Annotated in this window: 5 protein-coding genes; 2 read left to right on the top strand and 3 right to left on the bottom strand. The window is 51.7% G+C overall.

What is annotated here, in order from left to right:
• Nucleotides 1-322: 322 nt before the first annotated feature.
• The 3 genes from L3068_RS25240 to L3068_RS25375 form a co-directional block, all read right to left on the bottom strand.
• Complete coding sequence (locus L3068_RS25240) at nt 323-928, bottom strand: helix-turn-helix domain-containing protein (protein ID WP_235836678.1); 606 nt, start codon at nt 926-928, stop codon at nt 323-325.
• A 468-nt stretch (nt 929-1,396) separates the two neighbouring features.
• Nucleotides 1,397-1,834, bottom strand: coding sequence for a VapD (locus L3068_RS25235; protein WP_064138458.1), 438 nt, complete (start codon nt 1,832-1,834; stop codon nt 1,397-1,399).
• Nucleotides 1,835-2,059: 225 nt separating this feature from the next.
• On the bottom strand, nt 2,060-2,188 hold the full coding sequence (locus L3068_RS25375; protein WP_074185011.1) for a replication initiation protein: 129 nt from the start codon (nt 2,186-2,188) through the stop codon (nt 2,060-2,062).
• Between the two features lie 629 nt (nt 2,189-2,817).
• On the opposite strand from L3068_RS25375, the gene L3068_RS25230 reads away from it, so the two are divergent.
• Together L3068_RS25230 and mbeA are read left to right on the top strand one after the other, a co-directional pair.
• A complete protein-coding gene (locus L3068_RS25230; RefSeq protein ID WP_502799534.1) occupies nt 2,818-3,162 on the top strand; it encodes a MobC family plasmid mobilization relaxosome protein in 345 nt (114 codons plus the stop codon).
• Entirely contained in the window at nt 3,152-4,648 is a 1,497-nt protein-coding gene (mbeA, locus tag L3068_RS25500) for a plasmid mobilization relaxase MbeA (RefSeq protein ID WP_431356363.1), read from the top strand. The genes L3068_RS25230 and mbeA overlap by 11 nt, the downstream gene beginning before the upstream one ends.
• Nucleotides 4,649-4,716: the final 68 nt, after the last annotated feature.

Here is a 4,716-nt window from a genome sequence, read left to right as displayed (position 1 = left end):
CAAAAAGGTCACGACTTATTCAGGAGCGGGAAATGAAGCTGTTAAATCTCATTGAATCATTGCTTAACTGCCTGTATCTGGCGGCGGAGCTGTGGGACTGGCTGGAGAAGCATTTGTCGGTTTTTAAGGCATTGGCGCGGATTTTAGTGTGACTTTAACATCCATGCATCTGGCTGCATGACTATGCACCAGTGTAATATTCAGCGGCTGCGTTTCTGGTGTTTTTTCGTTATGTCTGTCGCCACTTTCTCGCGTCTGGCACCGGAAACGCAGCCAACCCCGTTTCAGCGGTGCGCCCAACGGATGTTATGGTAAATAAAAATCATAAACCTATTACTTGATATTCATTTGTTGACCGATCTTCTCTAGGCATCAAGTGAATAAGTCCACTGCTGTATAAGACATCTAGTCCATACCTAACTTGGGTTGTCTGAATGCCAGTGTAATCTCTGAGGGTATCATGCATTACTTGAACTGTTGTTTTCTCCTTATACCTCAAGCCTAATATTGTTATATACAGCTTTAGCGCCGTGAAAGGTGCTATCCCTCTGTTTGATATTGTTTTTAGCTTTTTTCTTACAATCTCAACTGGCACCTTTGCCCAGTACGTATCATCTTTTTTGATCGTTAGTTCGTATCTATTCGTTCTGAAGCTCTTGTCTGAGTTAACTACACCTAAGTCCTCTAGTTTTGATAATCCTCGTATAACCATGGGGCGACTAAGCCCGGTTAACGTCTCCAAACCAGTTAAAGATACCTCCGCAACCCTAGAGTGAAAGTCAATCAAAACGGACAAGGCTAGAAGACACTTCATTGCTGCAATGCCAGTACCTGTATTTCCTGATTTCAATCTAACCAGCAGTAAATCTTCAGGGTCTTCTGAACGTAGCCACCAGTTTGGAAGTCTCGCAAAGCGTTTGTTATTCATTAGAGTGCCACTTACGTTCAAGAAATGAGAAAAATAACTTTATTATCATAAACATAAAGAACATTGCACCAAGGGAAACGATAGCAACCAGAGCTTCTGGTGGCGCTGAAGCTAATGTGGAAATTACGTTGTTTAGAGTTTCCATAAACAGCAGTCTCCTAAGAAAAACGTCAAGACTGAAATTTTTAGCACGGGGTTAATATATATATCTAGATTAAGCGATAATCCTAAATTTATAAAAAATCGTTTAAAATCAATTTTTTATTGTTGGTAAATGGCTTTTTTTAATAGTAAATGAGATAACTAATTTTATTGTTCGATGGCTTCCACATGTGCATTTTTAGTGGTCAATAAATGAACTCATAGTAAATGTGTTGAAGTGTGTAGTGAGGAGGAGGGAATGGCTCATGGAAAGATGGAAGAGGTGTTGATAACCAACAGCCTCTCCCAGATCAATTGTTGTATCTGCTATTTTTTTGCGGGCATCATGTTTTCAAGTTTGAATTGTTGTTGCCCTATAACGTCGTTAGCTTGTTCAACTGACAGTCCAACGGAAATGAGGGATTTCTTCATGTCTTCCAGTTGGGCATAGAATCGATTTTTTGCCTCGTTAACCCCGTCAGCGATGAACTGAGCATTTAAATCAGATTCAATTCGATAAAATCGGATGTTAGAAACGCAATCATAAAACCATGAGTACTTTGCCGTTAGCTCTTGAATTGCTAATGTGCCGTGGGCTTCACTTACTCCCTCTTCCCCTAGATAGACGCTTCCTTGTATGTTTTCAAAACCACGTCGACTTAGTGTGCTTCTTATATCGTAATAAGCATTCGTATAGTTATTGCCGTGATACAAAACCTTTAACTTTGTCGTATCAAGGTCAAAGGTAATCAGATACTTGCTCATATATTGTTCCTGCATCCATTGGCTTTTGGCCTGCTTGACGAGTTAGAAGTCTAAGGCGTATCTTACCGGGGTTAAACGAAAAAACCGCCTGGGGAGGCGGTTTTTCGAAGGTTAGGTCAGTTGGGGAACTGCTTAACCGGGTAACTGGCTTGGTGGAGCTCAGATACCAAATAATGTCCTTTCAGTGTAGCCGTAGTCAGACCAACACTTCAAGACTCTCAATATCTAAATCCACCTTGACCAGTTACCAATGGCTGCTGCCAGTGGCGCTTTGTCGTGTCTTTCCGGCTTGGACTCAAGTCGATAGTTACCGGATAAGGCGCAGCAGTCGGACTGAACGGGGGGTTCGTGCATACAGTCCAGCTTGGAGCGAACTGCCTTCCCGGAACCGAGTGTCAGGCGTGGAATGAGACAAACGCGGCCATAACAGCGGAATGACACCGGTAAACCGAAAGGCAGGAACAGGAGAGCGCACGAGGGAGCTACCAGGGGGAAACGCCTGGGATCTTTATAGTCCTGTCGGGTTTCGCCACCACTGATTTGAGCGTCAGATTTCGTGATGCTTGTCAGGGGGGCGGAGCCTATGGAAAAACGGCTTCGCCGCGGCCTTATCATTTCCCTGTTAAGTTTCTTCCTGGCATCTACCAGGAAATTTCCGCCCCCTTCGTAAGCCCGCACCGCTCGCCGCAGCCGAACGACCGAGCGCAGCGAGTCAGTGAGCGAGGAAGCGGAATATATCCTGTATCGCATATTCTGCTGACGCGCCGTTGCCGCCTTTTTTCTCCTGCCACATGAAGCACTTCACTGATTTCCGTATCCGTGCCAACATATTAAGCCAGTATACACTCCGCTAGCGCTACGTGACTGGTTCAGGGCTGCGCCCCGAAACCCGCCAAAAGCCACTGACGCGCCTGCGGCTTGTCCAACCCCGCGCCGACCGGGAAAGGCTTTCCCGCCCGTCCCGGCGTTATCAGGAGGCCGGTTTGTCAGAGAAACGGAACAAGATGCTCACCATGTGGGTGACGGAGGGCGAGCACCGGCGGCTGCTTGAGCGCTGCGACGGCAGGCCGCTGGCGGCGTGGATGCGGCAGACCTGCCTGGACGAAAAGCCGGCACGTTCCGGAAAGCTTCCCTCAATCTCGCCGGCGCTGCTGCGCCAGCTTGCCGGCATGGGCAATAACCTGAACCAGATAGCCCGCCGTGTTAACGCCGGCGGCGGCACCGGCCATGACAGGGTACAGATTGTGGCGGCGCTGATGGCCATCGATGCCGGCCTTGAGCGGCTGCGGCACGCCGTTCTTGAGAAAGGAACGGACGATGATCGTTAAATTTCATCCGCGCGGCCGCGGCGGTGGCGCCGGGCCGGTGGACTATCTGCTGGGTAAAGACCGGCAGCGTGAAGGCGCCAGCGTCCTGCAGGGGAAGCCGGAAGAAGTCCGGGAGCTGATTGACGCGTCGCCTTACGTTAAGAAATACACCTCCGGCGTTCTGTCGTTTGCGGAGGCCGATCTGCCTCCCGGCCAGCGGGAAAAACTGATGGCCAGCTTCGAGCGGGTTCTGATGCCCGGACTCGATAAAGATCAGTACAGCATTCTGTGGGTGGAGCACGCGGACAAGGGGCGTCTGGAGCTGAACTTTCTGATCCCCAATACCGAGCTGCTGACCGGCAGGCGGCTCCAGCCTTACTACGACCGCGCCGACCGGCCGCGCATCGATGCCTGGCAGACTATCGTGAACGGCAGACTGGGGCTGCACGACCCGAACGCGCCGGAAAACCGCCGGGCGCTGGTCACGCCGTCCGGGCTGCCGAAAACGAAGCAGGAGGCCGCAGAAGCCATCACCCGGGGACTGCTGACCCTTGCTTCGTCCGGGGAGCTGAAAAGCCGTCAGGATGTCACTGACACTCTTGAAGGTGCAGGTTTTGAGGTGGTGCGCACCACGAAAAGCAGTATCAGCATTGCCGACCCGGACGGGGGGCGAAACATCCGACTGAAGGGAGCCATCTATGAGCAGTCTTTTAACGCTGGCGAAGGACTTAGAGCAGCAATCGAAAGCGCAGCAGCAGAGTACCGGCGAGATGCTGAAAGCCGCATTCAGCGAGCACGAGCAGTCTGTCAGAGCGGAACTGAGCGCAAGCGCGAGGAGAATCAGCGACGCCATCCTCGCCCACGAGCAGAGTATGAGCGAGGCGATGGAGAAAAACCGGCGGAGCGTACTGCGGACTGCCAGGCGGACATGGCTCACCATCCTGATGGTGTCAGCGCTGCTGATCGGCACGAGCGGGAGCATTCTGTGGTGGCAGGGGCAGCAGATAACCGACAATTACACGCATCTTCGTCAGCAGGAAGATACCCTGGCGAAAATGACCGCCCGGACGTGGGGAGTGCGCTATCAGGAGAGCAGCGACGGCCGGAGGTTTCTTATCCTGCCGCCGGGGATACAAACCGAAGCCATCCCTTACGACGGGACGACATGGATCCGCCTGAAACAGGAGTAGCGGAAAATGACAGAGCTGGAAAAGCAGTTGCTGAGCGCATTAGAGCAGCTACAGCAGGACTACTCGCAAAGGCTGGACGAATGGGAGAGCGCCTTCGCGGAATGGCGGAGCATGTGTGGGCTTATGCAACGGGAGAACGCGGTGCTGAACGAGCGCGTGTCGGACTTGAGCACGCAGGTGCTGAGTTTAAGCGAGCAGCTGCGCCGCTTGTCCGGGAACTGAATGCCATCGAGCTCCGGCAGAGGGAGAATGAGTATCAGAAAACACTGGAGCTGGAGCGCCAGCCGCAGAAAACCTACCGCGGGCCGACACTTTAAACCATCCAGGCAGCTGACAACCCGCACGAAGAGGGGCTCTTATTTCTCCCGCTAAATAGGTTCGTGAT

This window comes from Enterobacter cloacae complex sp. ECL414, from assembly GCF_021869685.1.
GTDB lineage: Bacteria > Pseudomonadota > Gammaproteobacteria > Enterobacterales > Enterobacteriaceae > Enterobacter > Enterobacter kobei.
The sequence above is the reverse complement of the archived record's forward strand: the minus strand, read 5'-3'. Positions and strand labels throughout refer to the sequence as shown.

Bases quoted from the DNA above. Each gene is read 5' to 3' on its own strand.
- L3068_RS25375 (WP_074185011.1), bottom strand. From the start codon at position 2,188: ATGCACGAACCCCCCGTTCAGTCCGACTGCTGCGCCTTATCCGGTAAC.
- L3068_RS25235 (WP_064138458.1), bottom strand. From the start codon at position 1,834: ATGAGCAAGTATCTGATTACCTTTGACCTTGATACGACAAAGTTAAAG.
- mbeA (WP_431356363.1), top strand. From the start codon at position 3,152: ATGATCGTTAAATTTCATCCGCGCGGCCGCGGCGGTGGCGCCGGGCCG.
- L3068_RS25240 (WP_235836678.1), bottom strand. From the start codon at position 928: ATGAATAACAAACGCTTTGCGAGACTTCCAAACTGGTGGCTACGTTCA.